We start from the raw sequence: 18,576 nt of genomic DNA, 5'->3' as shown, positions 1-18,576 counted from the left end.
ATGAAACCCCTCTCCGTGACGGTGGTGATCTGCGCGTACACCTCGGCGCGGTGGGGGATGTTGCTCGATGTCATCGAATCGGTGCGCCAGCAAACACTGGCCCCGGACCAGGTGCTGGTGGTGGTTGACCATAACGAGGACCTGTACGAGAGGCTCGTCGAGATCGTCGACGACGTCACGGTGGTGGAGAGCACCGGCCAGGCCGGTCTGTCCGGAGCCCGCAATACCGGCGTCGGGCTCGTTGAGTCGGACATAGTCGCCTTCCTTGACGACGATGCCGAGGCAGCGCCGGACTGGCTCGAGCGCCTGGTTGCGCTGTACGACGATCCGGACGTCCTGGCCGTGGGTGGCAAGGTGGTCCCGCTGTGGGAGGCCGGCCGGCCGGGCTACTTCGCCGAGGAACTGGACTGGATCGTGGGCTGCAGCCACCGGGGCATGCCGCGGGTGGCATCCGAAGTCCGCAACGTCATCGGCGCCAACATGTCCTTCCGGCTCGAGGTCCTGCGCCAGGTAGGCGGATTCAACCTCTCGCTGGGACGCAAGGGCACCTTGCCGCTGGGCTGTGAGGAGACCGAAATCTGCATCCGGTCCCAGATGGGGTCGCCCGGTTCCCGCATCGTGTACGAACCGGCGGCGCTGGTCCGCCACCACGTCCCCGCCTCCCGCGGAACGTTGAGGTACATGATGTCCCGCTCCTGGTCCGAAGGGCTCTCCAAAGCCCAGGTCAGCCAGTTGGTGGGCCACAAACGGGCCCTCGGGCCCGAGCGCCGGTACGTGCGCAGTGTCCTTCCGCGGGCGGTGTTCACCGGGCTGCGTTCCTGGGGCCGCGACGGCAGCCCCGACGGCTTGGGCCGTGCGGGCGCCGTGATTGCGGTGCTTGCCTGCACCGCGGCCGGGTACTTCCAGGGCCGCCGCCTCCAGCACTGGACGGGGCCCGATGAGTCCGACGACGCGCTGGTTCCGGCCGGCGGACAGTGGAGGGAAGTGCAATGAGCGAGGGCGCCAGCCATGTGCTAGAGGGGCTTCAAGGCGAAGCACTGATCCTGGTGCCCGCCATGGAATCCGCGTTGCCTCCGGTCTGGCCGGGGGCCCGGTGGATCGGGTCGGTGGACCTGGAGGATCTTGCGGATTGCTCGCATTTTGAACTGGAGAACCATGCCGGATACGAACGGGCACGGCTGTTGGTGCGCGCGTCGGGGGTCGTGCGGGGATTCGTCGACGTGCCGTCGCCGTCGGGAATCGTGGATCGGGTTGTATTCGAGGACGCCTTGGCGGCCTTGCCACGTGTCACTTCATTCCCGCCGGCGGTGACGGCCCCGCACATCACGGTGGTCGTGTGTACCAGGGACCGCACGCCGCAGTTGAGGGGGGCCCTGATGACCATCCTTGCGCTCGACTATCCCCGTTTCGACGTGGTGGTGGTTGACAACGCACCGGCGACGCACGACACGGAAGAACTGGTGCGCCGCGACTTCAGGGACAAGCGCGTGCGCCTGGTCACCGAACCCGCTCCCGGCCTGTCCAATGCCAGGAACACCGGCCTGGAACACGCGAGGGGAAGCCTGGTGGCGTTCACGGATGACGACGTGGTGGTCGACAGGTCCTGGTTGTGGGAGATCGCCGCTGCGTTCGAAGCCGCTCCCGAGGCTGCCTGCGTCACGGGCCTCGTCCCGGCAGGGGAGCTCAGGACCCCCACCCAGGGCTACTTCGATGCGAAGGTGAGCTGGTCGCGGAGCCTGGTGCCGCGGGTCTATTCGCTGGCAGACCCGCCGGCGGGGTTGCCGAAGTTCCCCTTCAGCCCGGGGGCTTTCGGGACCGGAGCGAATTTCGCCCTCAAGCGCCACGCCGCCCTCACCCTCGGCGGATTCGACCCGGCCTTGGGCGTGGGCACCCCCACGGGCGGCGGCGAGGATATCGACATGTTCACGCGGGTCATCCTGGCCGGATACGCCCTGGTGGTCCAGCCGGCAGCGATCGTGTGGCACCGCCACCGGGACGGACTCGAAGACCTCCGGGTGCAGGCCCGCGGCTACGGAACCGGCTTGGGCGCCTGGATGACGAAAGTGATGACAGATCCGCACACCGCCAGGCTGGCGCTGGCCAGGAGCTGGGGCGTGGGGATGGAATACCTGGCCCACCAGCACCAGGCCCGGCCGGCCCTCCAAGGTCCACCGGCCCACGGTTCCCTCGAAGCCCAGGTGGCCAGGCTCGCCTGGCTGCAGCTGTTGGCCGTGGCCGTCGGCCCCTACAAGTACCTGCAGTCCCGCCGGACAGCCGGCAGATAACAAACAGTCCACCCAGTGCTGGTGCGGAGAACCCCTCCGCCAGTGGCAAGCCAACCCAGGAGTTGAAACAGTATGGCGCTTCTTATCAGGGGTGACGTCTCCGGTCCCATGAACTCCCACACGTCGCGCCGGCGCAGGCCCGGATACGTCGATTACGCCCTGGCCTTATTGAGCGCAGTGACGGCGGCCCTGATCCTGTTCGACATAGGGGATGAGTCCTTTGCCGGCGCCAAACTCCTGGCGTGCCTGGTCCTGCCCGGCTGGGCGCTGGCGCGATGGCTCCCCAGCGTGGAGCCGGCAGCCCGCCTGGTATTCACGGTCGTTGCTGGCGCTACGGCCTTCGCCCTGACCGCCGCGGCCATGGGTTGGCTGCAACTCTGGAATCCCCGGCCGGCCGCCGTCGGGATCATGCTGGCAGCCGGCGTCGCCCTCCTGGTTCCCGGCCCGGCACGGATCCGGGCCGCTTCCGTCCCGCAGCCCCGCCCGCAACCCGGCACCTATGTGCCGTGGCTGGTCCTGGTGGCCGCCATGGGCATGTGGGTGGCCTCCCTAGCGGCCACAAACCCGCGCCTGGGTGACTACGGGCTGATCACTGCCTTCCCGGTGACCTGGTACGCCTCGCTGGCTCTGGTGGTGGCCCTCTGCATCTGGAGCATCTCGCGTCAGCGGCTGCATTCAGGCAGGCTCGCGGGAGCCTCCCTGACGGGGCTGGTGGTGATGTTGTACGCCTCTGCCGGCTTGCTGACCGCCGTCCCGCGGCTGCCGTGGACGTACAAGCACATTGCCGTCACGGACCTGATCCAGACCACGGGGCATTTCGATCCCAGCATCGATATCTACAACCGCTGGCCCGGATTTTTCCTCTTCAGCGCCTTCCTTGGCGAATCCAGCGGATACCAGGACCCCATGGCGTACGCAGGCTGGGCTGAACCGGTCTTCGCGCTCATGAGTGTTGCGCTGGTGCTCGCAATCGCCAAGACCCTGACCCGGAACCCGCGGATCTACTGGACCGCCGCTCTGGTCTTCACCCTCACCAACTGGCTGAACCAGAACTACTATTCACCGCAGGCCTTTGCCTACACCCTGCACCTGACGATGTGCCTGGTGATCCTGACGTTCCTGCGCGGCACACCGGCCGGCTGGGTACTCAAGCTGGAGCGCCGGGTGGCGGCCAAGCTCTCCAAGTCCGGGGCCCAGGTGGAGGAACCCAAGACGTACAGCGGCCGGCAGCAGGCACTGGCAATCGTTGCGGTCCTTGTCCTGCAGGCAATGATCGTGATGAGCCACCAGCTCACTCCCTACCTGGCCATCCTGGGACTCTTCCCCCTGTTCCTGACCCGCTACTTCAAGCCCGCGTGGGTTGCACCGGCACTCCTCCTGATGGCTTTGCTCTATCTCCTGCCCAACGTCGATTTCGTGGCGGGCAAGTACGGTCTTTTGAGCGGCTTCGATTTCTTCGCCAACGCCGGCTACAAGGCGTCCAACGGAAGCCCGGGCCCCTCCCTTCTCTCCGGGCGGTGGCTGGCCCGCGAGGCGCTCGCCCTGTCCTTGTTCACCGCGCTGCTGGCCGGTCTTGGATTCATCCGCAACATCCGCCTGGGCAACATCCGCACCACCCTGATCGTGGGGACTCTGGCGGCAACGCCGATCCTGGGGCTTTTCGGCACCTCCTACGGCGGCGAGGGCAGGCTCCGCGTGTTCATGTTCGCCCTTCCGTGGCTGGCCCTCGGCGTGGCCTGGTTCCTCTGGGGCGGCAGGGTGCCCACCCGGAGGGCAGTGGTCGGGGCGGCGTCGGCGGTTACGGTCCTGGCGGTCATGTTCACTGCGGTGTATTTCCAGAATGAGGCCAACGTCAGGGTGCCTGCGGCGGATGTTTCGGCCAGCCGCTGGCTGGATGCGAACATCCAGAAGGGCGATGCGGTGGTGGAGACCAACTACCACCTGCCGCTCCTGATCGGCCCTCACTATTCCTTCTACCTCCACACCGGCCAACTGGTTTCGGTCGCCTCCAAGCTCCACAGTTCCACCCAGCCCTTCACCGGCGACGACATGGTGGCCTATGTGGACAAGACCCGGGCCGGAGCGAATTTGCGGGCCTCGGACCGGCTGTTCGTTGTGGTCTCGGACCTCCAGCAGCGGACCTCGACCGGTGTCCCGCGGCAGTTCCCCAAGGACGCGATGGTCCCGTTGGAGCACGACCTGAACGTATCCAAGGCCGCCCAGGTGGTCTTTGAGAACAAGTCGGTGCGTATTTATGAGGTTTCCCGTGCTGACTGGGGCAACTAGCGGCCGGGTGTACCAACTGTCGCTCGTAACGGTGACGTCCCTGTCCCTGCTCGGCGCGGCCCTGCTGGCCCTGCACGCGGATTCCTCGCAGGTCAGCGGGGCGCCCCGCGGGGACCTGCCGTCCTGGCGCCAGACCATGGTCCAAGACTTCAATGTCGCTGCGGCAACAGGGGCCGTCGGCGGCGTCTACGGCCCGGACATGCGCGGCTACGACGGGCTCTCCGATTCCTCGGGGTTCGGAACGTACACCCCTGACGAGGTCCTGTCGGTCCACGACGGCTACCTTGATTTCCACCTCCACTATTCGAACAACAGGCCGCGGGTGGCCAGCGTCATCCCGTTCGGGTATTCGGGCCAGACCTACGGAAGGTACTCTGTCCGGTTCAGGTACGACTCCCTTCCGGGCTATAAGGTGGCATTCCTCCTCTGGCCGGCCAGCGACGACTGGAACGAAGGAGAGATCGACTGGCCGGAGGGCGCCCTTGACGGGTCCCTCTATGGAAACTCCGCGATCAAGGGAACCCGGACGCCGGCCGGCATGCAGTTCGACCCCGGTGACAGGCGCTATTCGGCGGCCCGGCCGGGCCAGTGGCACGTTGCCACCATCGAATGGCGTCCCGGCCTGGTCCAGTGGTTCCTGGACGGGAAGTTCGTGGACCAGACCACCAAGCCGGCGGGAGTGCCGGACACCCCGATGCGCTGGACGCTCCAGGTGGAAACGGCCGACGACGCCTCCAGCGCCTTCCCCGCCCCCGGCACGGCCGGGCACCTCCAGGTCGATTGGGTGGTGCAGTATGCCTACACACCCTAGGCCTGGGCCCTCCGAACAGCTTTGCACCGTACCCCCGGAGTTCGCTCCGGCAACCGATTGGAGGGTGGCGCCGTGGACGTCCTGAACAACCTGCCTGGCTCCGGTACCGCTGCGGAAATCCTGCGCGTCCATCCCCGGCTGGCCGCCATGTTCGATGCCCTGAATGCGTCCGACTGGCCGTGGCTGCTGCTCCGCGGCGAAGATGACCTCGCCTTGCCGGCCGGCGACGTGGATATCCTCGTCGATAGCCGCGTCCTGCCCGTGCTGGATGAACTGCTGGCTGGCGCCGGGTTCTGCCGGGTCCGGGCGCCGGGCCACGGCAGCCACCGGTTCTACTTCTTCTATGCGGTGGATGACGGAGCCTGGATCAAGCTCGACGTCGTCTCCGACCTCGCATTCGGGCCCTACCAGCAGTGGCGCACCCCGTGGGCGGCCCGCTGCCTGCGCCGAAGGGTGCGCCGCGGCACGCACTGGATGCCGGACCCGGCCGACCAGGCATGGCTGCTCCTGCTCCACCTGTTCATGGACAAGGGCAGCATCTCCCCGGAACGGCAGCCGTTGGCGCTGGCCGCAGCAAGGACAGCGGCCGACGGCGGGCGCATCGCGGAATCGGTCAGGCGCCGGGTGGGTGCCGGGCCGGTGGCCGAAATGGTGAACCTGGTCCTGGACGGACGGTTCGACGAGGTTCCCGCGACGGCGGCCCGCATGCGTGCCGCCTGGCGCGGCGGCATGAGTCCGCGCCTGATTGCGGGAATCAACAGGCTGCTGAGGCGTGCCGGGGCCCAGGTGCGCGGGCACACTCCGCTGCTTGGCGTCATGGCACCGGACGGGGCAGGCAAGACAACGTTGCTCAATGGCCTGCACGCCGACGTTCCGCTGCCTACCAAATACGTTTACATGGGCCTGTGGGGAGCCGGCCCGTGGGACAAGGTCCTTGGCCGGATTCCCGGCGGACGGACCGGGAAGAAAATCTACCGGCTGGTGCGGGGCGGAGTGCTGGCCAGGTTCTACCGGCGCATGGGCAAAGTGGTGCTGATGGACCGCGTGGCGTACGACGCGCTGCTGGGCGGGTCCGGCGGCGGACCCCTGGCCGGGATAAGCAACGCACTCGCGCTGGCGGTGATCCCGGCCCCGGACGTCCTCCTGGTACTGGATGTACCCGGCCCTGTCATGTTTGAGCGGAAGGGCGAGCACAGCCCGGAGCTACTGGAATCGTGGCGGCAGGACTACCTGCAGCTGGCCGGGCGCCTCCCCGGCGGCCGGGTGGTTGATGCGGCGCAGCCGGCGGAGGCCGTCCAGCGGGTGGCCACCGGCATTGTCTGGGAAACGTTGTCCCGGGCCGGCACCCGACCGGCCAACCGACGTCGCCATCCCGTTAACGGCAAGACTCCTGCCGCACCGGAAAATGGGGCCCAGGCGGCCCCTGGACCCGGCGCGGCGGAGGCCTTGGCCCTGCACCTCTGGCGCCTCCTGGACTGGCGCTTCCTGATTCCAGTCTTGCAGCCCCGCAACCTTGGTTTCGCCGGAGAGGTGAGCCAGGAAACGGAGGCGGCGCTGCGGCTCCTGGACCCGGACGCCGTCAGCCTCGCCGGCCCGGCCGGCGCGTCATGTGACGTGGTGCTGCTGGCATCTCCGGGCCGCGGACATGTGGAAGCCGCCGGCCTGGCGCTGGAACCCGGAGGATGGATTTGCGTGGAAGCCAGCCGTTCGTTGCTCCAGCGTTCCGGCCCCCGGACCCTCCGGGGATGGAAGCGGACACTGGAGCGCCGCGGATATCAGGACGTCACCCTCTACTGGAATGCCCCCAACCGTGACCGCACCGCCAGGCTGGTTCCGGTCCGGTCCGCGGTGGCCATCCGTGACACCCTGGCGTTGAGGAAGGATGTGCGGTTTGGAGCGCTCAAAGCTGCCGCGGCCCACCTGGCCCTGGCATTTCACGTCTTCGACCTCATGGTTCCGGAGGGCACCGTCACGGGCCGGCGTCCGGAAGGGGGCGGCCGGCCATGAGCTTCGTCGACCAATTCCTCCGGGAACACTTCGAGGATTTCGCCCTTGACCGCTACGGCCTTGGCCGCGGGTGGGAAACCTTGCTGCTTACCCCGCGCTTCACCACCTCCCGGCACGTGGTGGCCCTCGTCTTTCCGGCCCGCGGAAGCGAACCCGCCCTGGTGGTGAAGATCCCGCGCCAGCCCGGAGACAGCAGTGGAGTCAGGCGCGAGGCCGCCATGCTGGACCAGCTCTCGGCCGTCGTGGACAGCCCGGGTGTTCCGCGCCTGGTGGGAATCCGGGACGAGGGGCCGTACACGGTCCTGGTCGAGACGGCATTGACCGGCATTCCCCTTGATCCGCGGAAGGTGGCCGCGGACCTCCCCGCCGCCGTCGCGGCCGGGACCGGCTTTGTGGGGTCCCTGCCCTGCACCCATGCTGCAGCGGATAACCTGGACTGGTACCAGCGCGCCGTCACCGCCCCGTTGGCGGCCCTGGAGCGGCTGGCCGGACCGGACGCCCAAACCTGCCGGCTGGTTGAACGTACCCACGAGCTTCTCGAACCCCTGCGTGCCGCCCGGCTCCCGGCCGTCATCGAGCACGGCGACCTGAGCCATCCCAACCTGCTGGTCAAGCCCGGGAGTGGCCTGCAGGTCATGGACTGGGAACGCTCCCTGACGGACGGCGTCCCCGGCCATGACCTGGTGTTCTACCTCCAGTACCTCAGTGAGTCCAGCGAGCAGGCGTTCGCCAGGGACGCCCAGATCGCAGCTTTCGACAAAGCGTTTGGCCCCGGCGGCTGGGCGCTGGACCCGCTGTCGCGCCACCTTGGCACGCGGGGAGTGGAGTCCTCGCTGCTGCCGCTGCTGGTGATCACCACTTGGGCGAGGTCCACGGCAACGCTCGCCGACCGCCTGGCACAGGAAACTGAGGCTGATCCGTCGCAGGGCAACGACAAGGTCCGTGCCGCACTCCAGGCGGACCGGGACTACTGGCTGTGGCGCCACGCCGTCGCAGCCGCCTAGGAAATGGCGCCGCCCGGCTCAGGACACGGGGTCGTGCGCAGGACCTGATGGTTCGTGGCGGTGCTTGAAGAGCCCCAGGATCTCGTCGTGCAGGTCCCGGTAGCCGAACCGCAGGACCGCGTAGACCAGGCCCACGCCCGCAACAACCATGACGGCGAGCGTCAGCACCGGTCCCAGCGCGGGCCGTGACAGGTTGAACAGGCCTACCAGGGCGACGGCAGCCCCGCACGCCAGGCCGGGTCCCGCGGCGCGGAGCATCCGGCGCATCCTTGTCCCCATGACCTTGGCGGCCACGGCCTGCATGCCGAAAGCGAAGACCACCGCCACCACCATCTGGGCACACGCGACACCAACAATGCCCCAGCGCGTGGCGAAGGCCAGCGCCGGGAGCAGGACCACCAGTCGGACTACGGAGATCCAGATGGAAAGCCCTGGCCGGCCCAAGGCTTTATAGACGTCATTCGCGCCGGCACCGAGCGACCGTGCCGCCGCGTACAGGGCAAGGAACACCAGCGGCGTCACTGATTCCTCCCACTGCTGCCCGAACAGGACCGGCACCAGGACCGGGGCCACCACGGCAAGGCCCACCCCCGCCGTAATGCCGTAGAGGGCCTGTACTTTGACACTTTTCAGGTACCCGTCGCGCAGCCGCTGCTGGTCCCCGCGGACTTGCGTATAGAGCGGGAACAAGACGGTGGAAAGCACGAAGAACACGTTAAGGATCAGGGCCTCCGGCAGCCGGAAGGCGAGCGTGTACAGGCCGAGCGCATGGGCCCCCAGCACGATCCCGATCACCAGGTAATCGACGTCGAAGATGGCCCGGGCCAGCATGTTGCTCCCCGCAACGGGAGCACCGAAGCGGATGTTCTCGCCCAGGGCGCTCCTGCTGACCCGCCAGAGTTGCCACGGCGCCTCGTGGCGGATCAGGAACCAGCAGGTGGCGGCGTAGGCCACCGAGCCTGCGGCGGTTCCGACGGCGAGCGACCACGCGCCGTGGCCGGTGAAGGCCAGGTACAGGGTCACCGTCCCCATGGTCGCGGCGCGCAGCACGGGGGCGGCGGTGAGTTGACGGAATTTCAGGTCCCGGCGCATGATCGCTTCCGGAACGGCGCCGCAGGCGGTGGCCAGGACGGAGATGCCGAGCACCTGCACCAGGGGTGCCACGCCGTCGAGCCCGATGAGGTCTTCCACAGCGTCGGCCGCGAGCACGGCGGCCAGGGCCAGGGCGGCGCCCAGCGCCACCGAGAGCAGGAGCGCTGAACGGGCAATCACCTTCGTTTTGGGCAGATACACCAGTGCCTGGCCCACCCCGGCATCCGCGATGGTCTCCGCGTATGCCATGAGCACCAGCGCCAGGGCTACGAGGCCATACTCCTCAGGAGAGAGGAGCCGGGCCAGCACCACCGTGGTGACCAGCACGATGACCCGTCCGGAGGCGAAGGCCAGCCCCTGCCACAAGGCTCCCCGGACTCCCTTGCGTTCCAGCTCGCCGGGCGCGTAGGTCACAGTTGCCTTGATGTGCCGGATAAGTCCCCGGCGGGGGATGACGCGGCCACGGCCGCCCGCACCTCTGCCAGGTACTCCGCGGCCACCGTGTCCCAGGACCGGACGGCGCCGGTGCCGTGGCCCGGTGCGCCGCCGGGAGTCACGTGCGGGGGCCGCGGTGCCCTGAGCTGTTCCACGACCTTGCGGACCATCGCGTCCTGGCCGGCCTCGACGGTGAGCAGCGGGTGCGGCGGGAGTTCCCGTGCCGCCACCGGGGTTGCCACCACGGGCAGTCCGGCGGCAAGGGCCTCAAGCACGGAGTTCCGGACGCCTACGCCGTGCTCGTCGGGGAAGACGGCGACGTCGGCCCCGTTGAAGACATCCGGGAGTGAGGGCACGTTGGCCTGGATTTCAATTTGCGGACCGGCCAGCGCCTGGACTGCCGCCGTGGGTTGCCGCCCTGCGATGACAAACCGTGCCTCCGGGACCTCCCTCCACACGAGGGGAGCGATCCGGGTGGCCAGGACTGTGGCGCTGTCCACGTTGGGGGCGTAGTTGAGGCTGCCCGCGAAGCAAACCACCGGCGCCTTCCGGTCCGGACGCGGCCCGGCGGCCACGCTGGTTCCGTTGGGGACGCTGTTCACGGCCCTGCCGAGTTTCGCCGACCAGGCTGCAGCGTCCTTTGCCCCGACGGTGAGCAGCCGCGCTTTGGGGGGCAGCGACCGTTCCGCCCGTTCGGCGAGGAGTTCGCGCAGCCGGTAGGCCGGCCGGAGGGAGTGTGCAATATCCGTGTCCATGGCGGCCCGGATGGACCAAGGGTCCACCGTTTGCAGCACCACGGGACCCGCCACATGGTGGGAGAGGAAGAGGGCGTGCGGGCCGTGGATGAGGGTGGCGTCATTGTTGCGGGACAGGGTGGCTGCTGCTGCCCGCGCTGACGGGGTGGAGCGCCGGTGTTTTCCCAGGCCGGCAAGGCCGCCGAGGGAGCGGACGAATGCGGCGGGGTCGTTCCGCGGGGCTATCTCGTGGACGGTTTCGCAGCGGGCCCGGACCTCCGGCGGAAGCGGGACGGGGCCGGAAAACGTCAGCAGCGTGACCGCAACATCTGCGGGAAGGTGAAGGATCACTTCGTACGGGATCATGGAGCTTCCATCACCGAGCTGCGGGTCCCGGTTTGGCACGCTTTCGGTCACGTACAGGAGCTTCATTGCAAGAGTGTACTGGATCATACTCGGGTGGCAGGGTTGCTTTGGGCAACTTTGTGGGGAACCGCAGGAAGCCAAAAAGGGCGACGGCGGGAAGTCCCGCCGTCGCCCTTTTCAACGGGCCGTGCGGCCGGCTACTGCCAGGCGCGTACGTAGTCCACCAGAAGCTGGGACTGCGGCCCGTACACCGGGTTCGTTGACGAAGCGCCGACGTTGAGCACGATGTACTGCGGGGCGTTTCCGTCGTCCGTGGGATAGGACTTGACCTTCACGCCGTCGAAGTAGACGTCCGTGGAGTTGGCCATCCGGTGCATGCCGAAGGTGTGGTACTGATTGGCCCAGTCACCGCCGACGGCCCCCTGGTTGTGTGACCCGGAGCTTGAGTGGTAGTTGACGGTCATCTTGCCCTGGAGGACCTCTGCGATGTCGTTCTCGCCGGTTGCGGGCCAGGACTGCCCGGTGGTCCAGAACGCGGGCCAGTTGTAGAGGCCGTTGGCGTTGCCGGGGAACTTGATGCGGGCCTCGACGTACCCGGTGGTGAACTGGTAACCGGTGCCCGCTCCACCCTTCGGGTTCGTGGAGACCAAGGACCCGGAAGACGAGGAGCCAAGGCTGAGGGCGAGGTTGCCGTTGGCCACGGAGACGTTGGCGGGGCTGGTGGACACCTTATTCATGCTTCCGCAGCTGGGGGCGAACCAGCAGTTGGACCACTTTCCGCTGTCCAGGCCTGAACCATTGAACTCGTCGGCGAAGGTCATGGTCCAGTTCCCGGGGACCCCCGCGGGCATCGGCGTTCCGCTGTTGGCCAGCGGTGCCGAGGCGGGCGCCACGGCGATGGGGGACTGCGGGGCAGGAGCCGCGGCGGCGGGCGCCGGAGCGGGTGCCGCGGGAGCCGGGGGAGCGGCGGGAGCCGGAACCTGCTCAGGGGCAGGAGCGGCGGCCGGTGCCGGGGCTGGGGCCGGAGCGGACGACAAGGTGGCGGGCGGGGATTCCTGCTCCTGCACGTCACTGCCGGCCTCGGCGGCGCTGGCTACGCGGGAGATATTTGCCTCTTCATTGCCGTTGGCCAGGCCGAGGCCCAGGGAGGCTGCGCCGAGGATGGCTGCTGCCAGGCCGGCGGCCAAGGGCAAGCGACGGCGGGAATCTTTGGTTGTCAGAAACTGCCGGCGTCCGGCCGGCGTGGTCTCATTTTGATAACGGCGCGCACGTTTGGCGCTCAATTTAGGGGATGCGGGCATGGGGAATTTACCTCTCAACGCCTGCGGAGTTAGCTGTCGGGTTCGAATGCTGCCATCCGGCCGCGCACTGCGGCTTCACCCCGAGGGCAGGCGGAAGCCATACCCGTGACGCTTGGGTCCCCCGCCTCTGCCTTGAAACCTTGGGGATCGCCGGAAGCGGCAGAGTTGGGCGTCTTCCGGGATTGGGGCCGGCTGGGGCGGCCCACCCGAAGACCGTACACGACAATCAACGCGGAATCACAATTGAGTAACGGAAGTACTGTCCTGGGCGTGGCGCGCCGCTGTGTGCCCGAGTTGACGTATAGGGGCGGCCGGCGCACTCACGCGTTTTCCACATACGCGTCCGGTCGGGCTGCCTCTGCCGCATCACGCGGCTAGCCTTGAGTCAAGCGCGAATCGCCTATCAGGTCCAGATGCACTAGGATATTGAAGTCTGTGCTGCGCCCTGCCTCCGTACTGGTGGCAAGGCACTGCGCGGAATCGCAAATGAACCTCCTGTTACGGAAATGCCGTAACCGCTTAGCCCAAAGGAGGTGGGTTCACATATGCGTCCTTACGAATTGATGGTAATCATCGACCCCGAGGTCGAAGAGCGTACCGTTGAGCCGTCGCTTCAGAAGTTCCTGAACGTCATCACCAACGATGGTGGAACCATCGAAAAGGTTGACATCTGGGGCCGTCGCCGTCTGGCTTACGAAATCAAGAAGAAGTCCGAAGGTATCTACGCCGTGGTGAACTTCACCGCCAAGCCGGAAACCGCCAAGGAACTTGACCGCCAGCTGTCTCTTAACGAGACCATCATGCGCACCAAGATCACCCGCCCCGAAGAGCAGAAGGTTGTTGCTGAGTAATCAGCACCAAAATTCATTCTTTACCCCGCAGGAACGCACTCTTCACCCAGGATCGAACAAGGAGGCAGTAGATGGCAGGCGAGACCACCATTACGGTCATCGGTAACCTCACCAATGACCCGGAATTGCGGTTCACACCGTCCGGTTCCGCAGTAGCGAACTTCACCATCGCTTCCACCCCCCGCACCTTTGATCGCCAGTCCAACGAGTGGAAGGACGGGGAGACCCTGTTCCTCCGCGCCGCTGTATGGCGTGAAGCTGCCGAGAACGTCGCCGAATCCCTGACCAAGGGCATGCGCGTGATCGTGACCGGCCGCTTGAAGAGCCGTTCCTACGAAACAAAAGAAGGCGAAAAGCGCACCGTCATCGAGCTTGAGGTTGACGAAATCGGCCCCAGCCTGCGCTACGCCAACGCCAAGGTCAACCGCACCCAGCGCTCCGGCGGACAGGGTGGGGGCGGCTTCGGCGGCGGCAACGGCGGCGGTGGCTTCGGAGGCGGCAACCCTGGTGGAAACCAGGGCGGCAACTCCGGTGGAGGCTGGGGCGGCGGCAACCAGCAGGCTGCACAGGACGATCCCTGGGCCACGCCCGGCGTGTCCAATGCAGGCGGCTGGGGCAACGGCCCCGATTCCGAACCTCCCTTCTAAAACCCAAACAACGGCCCGACTCCGGGACTGCCCGGGAGCCGCAAGGCACCCAAGGTTTTGCCGCCGTCGGACCACCACCATCCCGTGGATCAATATCCACGGGCTCCCTAGAATAGGAGCTCCACGATGGCTAAGGCTGAACTCCGTAAGCCCAAACCAAAGTCCAACCCCTTGAAGGCCGCTGACGTCACTGTCATCGACTACAAGGACGTAGCATTGCTGCGCAAGTTCATCTCCGACCGCGGAAAGATCCGCGCCCGTCGCGTCACTGGCGTCACGGTGCAGGAACAGCGCAAGATCGCCCAGGCAATCAAGAACGCCCGCGAAGTTGCTCTGCTGCCTTACTCCGGCGCTGGCCGCGGCTAAGGAAGGGATTAACTAACATGGCAAAGCTCATTCTGACCCACGAAGTAACCGGTCTCGGTGCTGCTGGCGATGTTGTCGAGGTCAAGGACGGTTACGCACGTAACTTCCTGCTGCCCCGCGGCTTCGCCCTGACCTGGACCAAGGGTGGCGAGAAGCAGGTTGAGTCCATCAAGGCTGCCCGCGCCGCCCGTGCACACGCTTCTGTTGAAGCGGCACAGGCCCAGGCCCAGGCTCTGTCCTCCAAGAAGGTCAAGCTCGAGGTGAAGGCCGGCGAGTCCGGTCGTCTCTTCGGCACCGTCAAGCCTGCTGATGTCGCTGCTGCTGTCGAGGCTGCCGGCCTCGGAGCCATCGACAAGCGCAACGTTGAACTGCCGAACCACATCAAGTCTGTCGGTTCGTACACGGCCAACGTCCGCCTGCACGAGGATGTTTCCGCTGTCATCGACCTTGAGGTCGTTGCCGGAAAGTAGTTTCCGCACCGCAGTTGAATGGCCCCCGCCCGGGATTCCGGTGCGGGGGCCATTTGCGTGCAAAGTCACCGCCGGGGCTCACGGCGGCGGGCTGCGTGCGCCATTAGCTTAGGGAAAAGGCCACCGTCTCTGGCCTGCAGCACTCCACCGTCTCCACGGAAGGTCACCCAGCATTGCCGTTCCTCGTCGTCAGCTGCATCCTCCTGGTGGCCGCAGTCATCAGCTTTGCGACCGACCGGAGGCGCCTGCGTAACGGAGTCTTCCTTGTCTCCGGGGCGGTCATCGGCTGGCTTGGGCTCCTCCTGGTCTCCGGCAACAATTCCCTCCCCGTCCTTCTGACCTTGGCCCTGGGCCTCCTGCTCATCGTCTCAGTGCCCGTCCTGTCCGTGTTCCTGGTCCTCAACGGTCTCATCATGCTGCGCCGCGAAGGCCGCAGCCTGGCAAACCTCTTGTCCCTGCTGGCGGGGCTGGCCGTGGTGGCCATTCCCCTCGTCCTGGCCGCCCTGCAAACGGCCGTACCCGCGCTCAGGGCGCTCACGTCGGCGGCTGCCTTGCTGTCCGGCTACGTGGGCTTTGTGTTCGTCAGCTACCTGGTCTACTCGCTGATTTACTCGACCCTGCCGCCGCGCCGCCACCCCGAATACGTGGTGGTGTTGGGTTCCGGCCTGGCCGGCAGCTCCGTTCCGCCCCTGCTGGCCGCCCGGCTTGACGCGGCAGTGCGCCTGTACCGGGGCAAGCATGGCGGGTCCATCCGGGCGCTGATTCCCAGTGGCGGGCAGGGCTCCGATGAACTCCTCGCCGAAGGGACAGCGATGGCCCGCTACCTGCAGGAGAAAGGTATTCCTGCCAACAGGATCATCGTGGAGGACCGGGCAGCCACCACCATGGAGAACCTGCACTTTTCGCGCGCGCTGATGGAGCGGCCGGACGCGCCCGTCACGGTGGTCACCAGCAGCTACCACGTGTTCCGCGCGGCCATGTTCACCCGGCGCGCGGGTCTGCGCGCCCATGTGGCCGGGGCCAGGACGGCGGGCTACTTTATCCCCAGCGCGTTCCTTCGGGAATTCGTTGCCATCCTCGCAACCTACCGGTGGATCAACCTGGGCTTCTGTGCTGCGCTCATCGCCGTTCCGTTGGCCGCCATGGCCCTGCCACTGCCCCCTTCCTAGGGCGGTCCGTCCTGGGGCCGGTGGTAGCCTGCTCCGGTGAATCCGACTCCCAGAAACCGTCCCTTCCACCAGGTGGATGTCTTCGCCGGCAATGCCTACCGGGGCAACCCGCTCGCCGTCGTTCTCGATGCCCGGGGCCTTGACGCGGCAACAATGCAGCACTTTGCCAACTGGACCAACCTCTCCGAAACCACCTTCCTCCTGCCTGCGGAGGATCCCCGTGCCGACTACAAGGTCCGGATCTTCACGGGGAGCGAGGAGTTCCCGTTCGCGGGGCACCCCACGCTGGGATCAGCACATACCTGGCTGCAGGCGGGTGGAGTTCCGAAGTCCAGCGATTTCCTGGTCCAGGAGTGCGGTGCCGGGCTGGTCAGGATCAAGCGGGACGCCGGCCGGCTGGCTTTCGCCGCACCGCCCTTGACCCGCTTTGGGGCCGTGGACGAGCCCCTTCGGCAACAACTGGCCCACGCCTTGGGGATCCCGGCCGCTGACATCGTGGACGCGTCCTGGCTGGTCAACGGCCCGGAGTGGATCGGTGTCCTGCTGGGCTCTGCGGACCAGGTGTTGGCGCTCGTGCCGGATCCGGTGGCCATGGGAAGCCTGAAGGTCGGAGTTATCGGTCCGCATGCTCCCGGCACGGATGCCGACTTTGAGGTGCGGACGTTCATCCCTGGCGACGCGATGGTGGAGGACCCGGTGACGGGCAGCTTCAACGCAGGGGCCGCCCAGTGGCTGATTGGAAGCGGGAGGGCACCCCGGCGCTACATCGCCGCGCAGGGCACCGTCCTGGGCCGGGCAGGCCGCGTGCATGTCACTGCCGAGGACGACGATGTGTGGGTGGGCGGAGAGTCCACTACCTGCATCCAGGGCACCGTCCTGCTTTGATCCGGGTCCTGGGAATACTTGAGGGGGTACCACCGTTCAGGGATATAGATGCAAATGCATGTATGATGAAGTGAACGAGCACCAGGAGAATGCCATGGAAACCCGCCGTATTACTGTCCTCTCCGCCGGACTTGGCGTCCCGTCGTCCAGCCGGCTTCTGGCCGACCAGCTCGCCGCCGCTGCCGGGCGGCGGCTCAGCGCGGGTGGCCACGAGGTGGTGGTTGACGTCGTAGAACTCCGGGACCTGGCCGTGGACATCGCCAACAACTTCGTCACCGGATACGCAGCACCCCGCTTGGCGGAAGTCATCGCCGGAGTGGAGGCCTCGGATGGGATCATTGCCGTGACGCCGGTCTTCAGCGCCTCCTACAGCGGCCTCTTCAAATCGTTCTTCGACGTTCTGGATCCCAAGTCCCTCGACGGCAAGGCTGTCCTGCTGGGTGCCACCGGTGGCACGGACCGGCACCAGATGGTGCTGGATTACGCCCTGCGCCCGTTGTTCAGCTACCTGCGCACCCGCACGGCCGCTACAGGAGTCTTTGCCGGGCCCCAGGACTGGGGGACGTCGGAAGAGGGGGGCTCTTCGCTGGCCGACCGCATCGAGCGCGCCGCCGCCGAATTTGCCCTTCTGCTGGAGGGTCCCCAGCCCGGCCGGAAGCCCGCACCCCTGGAGTCCCTGCCGTTCGAGCAGCTCCTGGCCGGAATCGCCGGATCCCGCTAGTCGTCCAGCAGCGCGATGAATTCCCGGGCCTGGACCGGGGAGATGTCCGAGTGGCGCGTCAGGGCGGTAACGGCAGCCTCGGTGTCACCGCTGCGGGCCAAGGAGCGGATCCGGCCGTAGATTTCGTCGTTGAGCATATTGCTGCTCACTTCACGGGTTACGTCACCCTTGCTGGCGATGGCCCGGTAGCGGTAAGGGAAGCGTTGTGGCTCGTCGTCCTCCGGCACCGCCTCCACCGGCTCCTGGTGGCGGTAGGGCTGGGGGTGGGCCGCCAGGGCGCCGACGGCGTCGCGCGAGGCCCGGAGTCCCTCGCCGGTGACCTCCCGGTACAGCCTGATGGCGGCCAACGGCTGCCCTTGCGCGATCATGGCGTACAACCGCCGGTGTTCGCTTTCGGACAACTTGCCGGCCGCGGCGCGGGCCAGTTCCGGTGCCTGCGCTTGTGCCGGTCCGGCCGGTCCGGACGGGGTACCTCCGCCAGCCGCCCTGCGACCCTGGACTGCGCGGTAGGTGACGATGACCCCCGCAACGACGGCGAGCAGGATAAGGACCGGGACCACTAGGGATTCCATTTTACGAGCCGTTCTGTGTACTTCCTGGCGGTCGCCAAGGCGGTTGCATTGCCGGCTGTCCGTCCAGCCATGGCCATACCTAGAGCTTAATCCAGAACCCGGTTATCCACAGCAATATTCACCGTGCTGCATACTGCAGCGTTCCACTGCCGGTCAAGCTCCGCCAACGGAATATGAGCAGCGCCACGCGGCCTGATGCGGGCATGGCACGACTGGCCCCCGGCCGGTTCCGGCCCGCTGGTGCACGCGCGGACCTGTGGATGAAATTCCTGGAAAGAAATATTTACTCCACATGCTGGTGAAGATGTTTCCGCAGGTCAGTGCACTTTTGACCAATAAAAAAATCCTGTATCCACAGGCTTCCCCACAGGCTGTGCACAAGCTATGCCCCGTAGTGCACAGGTTATCCACAAGTGTTCCGGCCTACTGGCTTTGTCGCTGGACCGGTGGCGGCTACCGTAGCGGGGTACCTGTTTTTCACGGCCGGCCACGGCCCGTAATCCGCGATCCAGGGCCTCTCCCATCGCCCTTTCCGGGCGCTCTGTGGAAAAGCTGTGGAAAGTGGGGATAACTC

Annotated in this window: 17 protein-coding genes and 1 riboswitch; of the genes, 13 read left to right on the top strand and 4 right to left on the bottom strand. The window is 66.8% G+C overall.

Annotated features, from left to right (window positions below; all coding sequences use genetic code 11):
* The 6 genes from QRM95_RS03590 (at window position 1) to QRM95_RS03565 (ending at window position 8,393) form a co-directional block, all read left to right on the top strand.
* Window positions 1–993, top strand: coding sequence for a glycosyltransferase family 2 protein (locus QRM95_RS03590; protein ID WP_285246484.1), 993 nt, complete (start codon window positions 1–3; stop codon window positions 991–993).
* Entirely contained in the window at window positions 990–2,285 is a 1,296-nt protein-coding gene (locus QRM95_RS03585) for a glycosyltransferase family 2 protein (RefSeq protein ID WP_285246483.1), read from the top strand. Before QRM95_RS03590 ends, QRM95_RS03585 begins: the two co-directional genes overlap by 4 nt.
* Window positions 2,286–2,357: 72 nt before the next feature.
* Window positions 2,358–4,571 (top strand): hypothetical protein, encoded by a 2,214-nt coding sequence (locus QRM95_RS03580; RefSeq protein WP_285246482.1) that lies wholly within the window; start codon window positions 2,358–2,360, stop codon window positions 4,569–4,571.
* Window positions 4,552–5,382 carry a glycoside hydrolase family 16 protein gene (locus QRM95_RS03575; RefSeq protein WP_285246481.1) on the top strand — a complete coding sequence of 277 codons (831 nt, stop codon included), beginning with the start codon at window positions 4,552–4,554 and terminating at the stop codon, window positions 5,380–5,382. The genes QRM95_RS03580 and QRM95_RS03575 overlap by 20 nt, the downstream gene beginning before the upstream one ends.
* Before the next feature lie 72 nt (window positions 5,383–5,454).
* Window positions 5,455–7,389, top strand: coding sequence for a hypothetical protein (locus QRM95_RS03570; protein WP_285246480.1), 1,935 nt, complete (start codon window positions 5,455–5,457; stop codon window positions 7,387–7,389).
* Complete coding sequence (locus QRM95_RS03565; RefSeq protein ID WP_285246479.1) at window positions 7,386–8,393, top strand: aminoglycoside phosphotransferase family protein; 1,008 nt, start codon at window positions 7,386–7,388, stop codon at window positions 8,391–8,393. The genes QRM95_RS03570 and QRM95_RS03565 overlap by 4 nt, the downstream gene beginning before the upstream one ends.
* Window positions 8,394–8,411: 18 nt before the next feature.
* On the opposite strand, the gene QRM95_RS03560 is transcribed toward QRM95_RS03565, so the two are convergent.
* From QRM95_RS03560 to QRM95_RS03550, 3 genes are all read right to left on the bottom strand, one after another.
* A complete protein-coding gene (locus QRM95_RS03560; RefSeq protein ID WP_285246478.1) occupies window positions 8,412–9,899 on the bottom strand; it encodes an oligosaccharide flippase family protein in 1,488 nt (495 codons plus the stop codon).
* On the bottom strand, window positions 9,896–11,086 hold the full coding sequence (locus tag QRM95_RS03555; protein ID WP_285246477.1) for a glycosyltransferase: 1,191 nt from the start codon (window positions 11,084–11,086) through the stop codon (window positions 9,896–9,898). Before QRM95_RS03555 ends, QRM95_RS03560 begins: the two co-directional genes overlap by 4 nt.
* A 131-nt stretch (window positions 11,087–11,217) precedes the next feature.
* Complete coding sequence (locus QRM95_RS03550; RefSeq protein ID WP_285246476.1) at window positions 11,218–12,213, bottom strand: glycoside hydrolase family 16 protein; 996 nt, start codon at window positions 12,211–12,213, stop codon at window positions 11,218–11,220.
* Window positions 12,214–12,324: 111 nt separating this feature from the next.
* Window positions 12,325–12,477: riboswitch (cyclic di-AMP (ydaO/yuaA leader) on the bottom strand.
* Window positions 12,478–12,866: 389 nt separating this feature from the next.
* Here QRM95_RS03550 and rpsF point away from each other — a divergent pair.
* The 7 genes from rpsF to QRM95_RS03515 all read left to right on the top strand — a co-directional run bounded on the left by rpsF (window position 12,867) and on the right by QRM95_RS03515 (window position 17,430).
* Window positions 12,867–13,172: a 30S ribosomal protein S6 gene (gene rpsF / locus QRM95_RS03545; RefSeq protein ID WP_013602900.1), complete on the top strand. Its 306-nt coding sequence runs from the start codon at window positions 12,867–12,869 to the stop codon at window positions 13,170–13,172.
* A 71-nt stretch (window positions 13,173–13,243) separates the two neighbouring features.
* Window positions 13,244–13,819 (top strand): single-stranded DNA-binding protein, encoded by a 576-nt coding sequence (locus QRM95_RS03540; protein WP_018762866.1) that lies wholly within the window; start codon window positions 13,244–13,246, stop codon window positions 13,817–13,819.
* Between the two features lie 126 nt (window positions 13,820–13,945).
* Window positions 13,946–14,185, top strand: a complete 240-nt coding sequence (gene rpsR / locus QRM95_RS03535; protein WP_005273147.1) for a 30S ribosomal protein S18 — start codon at window positions 13,946–13,948, stop codon at window positions 14,183–14,185.
* A gap of 17 nt (window positions 14,186–14,202) precedes the next feature.
* Window positions 14,203–14,655, top strand: coding sequence for a 50S ribosomal protein L9 (rplI, locus tag QRM95_RS03530; protein ID WP_018762867.1), 453 nt, complete (start codon window positions 14,203–14,205; stop codon window positions 14,653–14,655).
* 173 nt (window positions 14,656–14,828) lie between these two features.
* A complete protein-coding gene (locus QRM95_RS03525) occupies window positions 14,829–15,824 on the top strand; it encodes a YdcF family protein (protein ID WP_285246475.1) in 996 nt (331 codons plus the stop codon).
* 36 nt (window positions 15,825–15,860) lie between these two features.
* Window positions 15,861–16,709 carry a PhzF family phenazine biosynthesis protein gene (locus QRM95_RS03520; protein WP_285246474.1) on the top strand — a complete coding sequence of 283 codons (849 nt, stop codon included), beginning with the start codon at window positions 15,861–15,863 and terminating at the stop codon, window positions 16,707–16,709.
* Between the two features lie 94 nt (window positions 16,710–16,803).
* Window positions 16,804–17,430 carry an FMN reductase gene (locus QRM95_RS03515; RefSeq protein ID WP_285246932.1) on the top strand — a complete coding sequence of 209 codons (627 nt, stop codon included), beginning with the start codon at window positions 16,804–16,806 and terminating at the stop codon, window positions 17,428–17,430.
* On the opposite strand, the gene QRM95_RS03510 is transcribed toward QRM95_RS03515, so the two are convergent.
* Entirely contained in the window at window positions 17,427–18,002 is a 576-nt protein-coding gene (locus tag QRM95_RS03510) for a hypothetical protein (protein WP_285246473.1), read from the bottom strand. The two genes, QRM95_RS03515 and QRM95_RS03510, sit on opposite strands and share 4 nt — an antisense overlap.
* Between the last annotated feature and the right edge of the window lie 574 nt (window positions 18,003–18,576).

The sequence above is a fragment of the Pseudarthrobacter sp. efr-133-R2A-89 genome (assembly GCF_030209315.1).
GTDB lineage: Bacteria > Actinomycetota > Actinomycetes > Actinomycetales > Micrococcaceae > Arthrobacter.
The sequence above is the reverse complement of the archived record's forward strand: the minus strand, read 5'-3'. Positions and strand labels throughout refer to the sequence as shown.